At 58.9% G+C, this 1,641-nt stretch carries 2 protein-coding genes and 1 riboswitch; of the genes, one reads left to right on the top strand and one right to left on the bottom strand.

Annotation, left to right across the window (positions count from 1 at the left end; all coding sequences use genetic code 11):
* Positions 1–585: GntG family PLP-dependent aldolase (locus tag ACRESD_RS12475; protein ID WP_431751167.1), on the bottom strand; the 585-nt coding region annotated here is incomplete at its 3' end.
* 190 nt (positions 586–775) lie between these two features.
* Positions 776–945, top strand: a riboswitch (FMN riboswitch).
* Between the two features lie 88 nt (positions 946–1,033).
* Here ACRESD_RS12475 and ACRESD_RS12470 point away from each other — a divergent pair.
* On the top strand, positions 1,034–1,543 hold the full coding sequence (locus tag ACRESD_RS12470) for a 6,7-dimethyl-8-ribityllumazine synthase (RefSeq protein WP_003233516.1): 510 nt from the start codon (positions 1,034–1,036) through the stop codon (positions 1,541–1,543).
* Positions 1,544–1,641 lie beyond the last annotated feature (98 nt).

Here is a 1,641-nt window from a genome sequence, read left to right as displayed (position 1 = left end):
CACCGAGACCGAATCGAAATGCCGGGCAATCTCTCGTACGTCCACACCCAGCTTGACCGCGGCGTTGTAGATCCGCGCGCCATCCAGATGCAGGGCCAAGCCATGCTCACGGGTAAACGCCCGCGCCTTCGCCAGGTACTCCAGCGGCAGCACCTTGCCCTGCATGGTGTTTTCCAGTGCCAGCAGGCGCGTGCGGGCAAAGTGGAAGTCATCGGGCTTGATCGCCGCCAGCACGTGTTCCAAGTCCAGGGAGCCGTCCGCCTGTACTTCCAAAGGCTGCGGCTGGATCGAGCCCAACACGGCCGCACCACCCCCTTCGTATTTGTAGGTGTGGGCCTGCTGCCCGACGATGTATTCCTCGCCGCGCTCACAATGGGCCATCAATGCCAGCAGATTGCTCATGGTGCCGGTGGGTACGAACAATGCGGCAGCAAAGCCCAGTCGCTTGGCCAGCTCAGTTTCCAGATGATTGACGCTCGGATCTTCGCCGTAGACGTCGTCACCGCTGGCCGCATTGGCCATCGCGTCCCGCATGCCGGGCGTGGGTTGGGTCACGGTATCGCTGCGCAGGTCGATCACAGACATGAAACTAGCCTCTGAGGGATTGGATAATTCCTTTTGAAAGTGATTACTGCGGGCAAAGCCACGGGATATCAAGCCCCACGTGCATTCAAATGAATACCAACCAAATAAACCGATATAGCTTATCGATACAGCGGTCGTGCAGTTTTGGAAAAACCGTGTTAAAAACTCTCCGCCGCCAGGGTTCTGGTGGCAACGTTCTCAGGGCGGGGTGCAATTCCCCACCGGCGGTAATTGCACGCAATGTGCATAGCCCGCGAGCGCTTGGCGACTCGAACTGCTCACGCAGGACGGCGCCAAGGTCAGCAGACCCGGTGTGATCCCGGGGCCGACGGTCATAGTCCGGATGAAGAGAGAACGGGATTGGCACCTAAGGGCCGCTTATCGTGCGTACCCTTAAATCCCATTCGATTCATATCGCCCTGTTTTTTTCTTAAACAGGAGTCAGAACATGCAACCCACCGCAATCGACAGCAAAAGCAAAAACCATCACGGCGAGCGCGTCGCATTTATCCAGGCCTGCTGGCACAAGGATATTGTCGACCAATCCCGTAAAGGCTTCCTCGCCGAAATGATCGCCCAGGGCTACCAGGAGTCGGACATCGATTTCTTCGAAGTCGGCGGCGCCTTTGAAATGCCCCTGCACGCCAAGCTGCTGGCCAAGACCGGCCGTTATGCCGGTATCGTCGCTGCCGCGCTGGTAGTGGACGGTGGCATCTACCGTCATGAGTTCGTAGCCCAATCGGTGGTCAGCGGCCTGATGCAGGTACAGCTGGAAACTGAAGTGCCGGTGTTCTCGGTGTCCCTGACCCCGCATCACTTCCACGCGGGCAGCGAGCACCACACTTTCTTCTACGAGCACTTCGTGCACAAGGGCCAGGAAGCTGCGCGTACCTGTGCCGACACTCTGCACAAGGTCCGCGCGATTCGCCGTAGCGAGCCGCGTGCTGTAGCGGTCTAATCATCACCGCAAACCAATGTGGGAGGGGGCTTGCTCCCGATAGCAGTGTGTCAGTCAGCTCATCTGTGGCTGAAGCACCGCTATCGGGGGCAAGCCCC

The organism is Pseudomonas sp. (assembly GCF_050739995.1).
GTDB lineage: Bacteria > Pseudomonadota > Gammaproteobacteria > Pseudomonadales > Pseudomonadaceae > Aquipseudomonas.
Note: the sequence above shows the minus strand (reverse complement) of the source record. Positions and strands in the feature narration are given on the sequence as shown.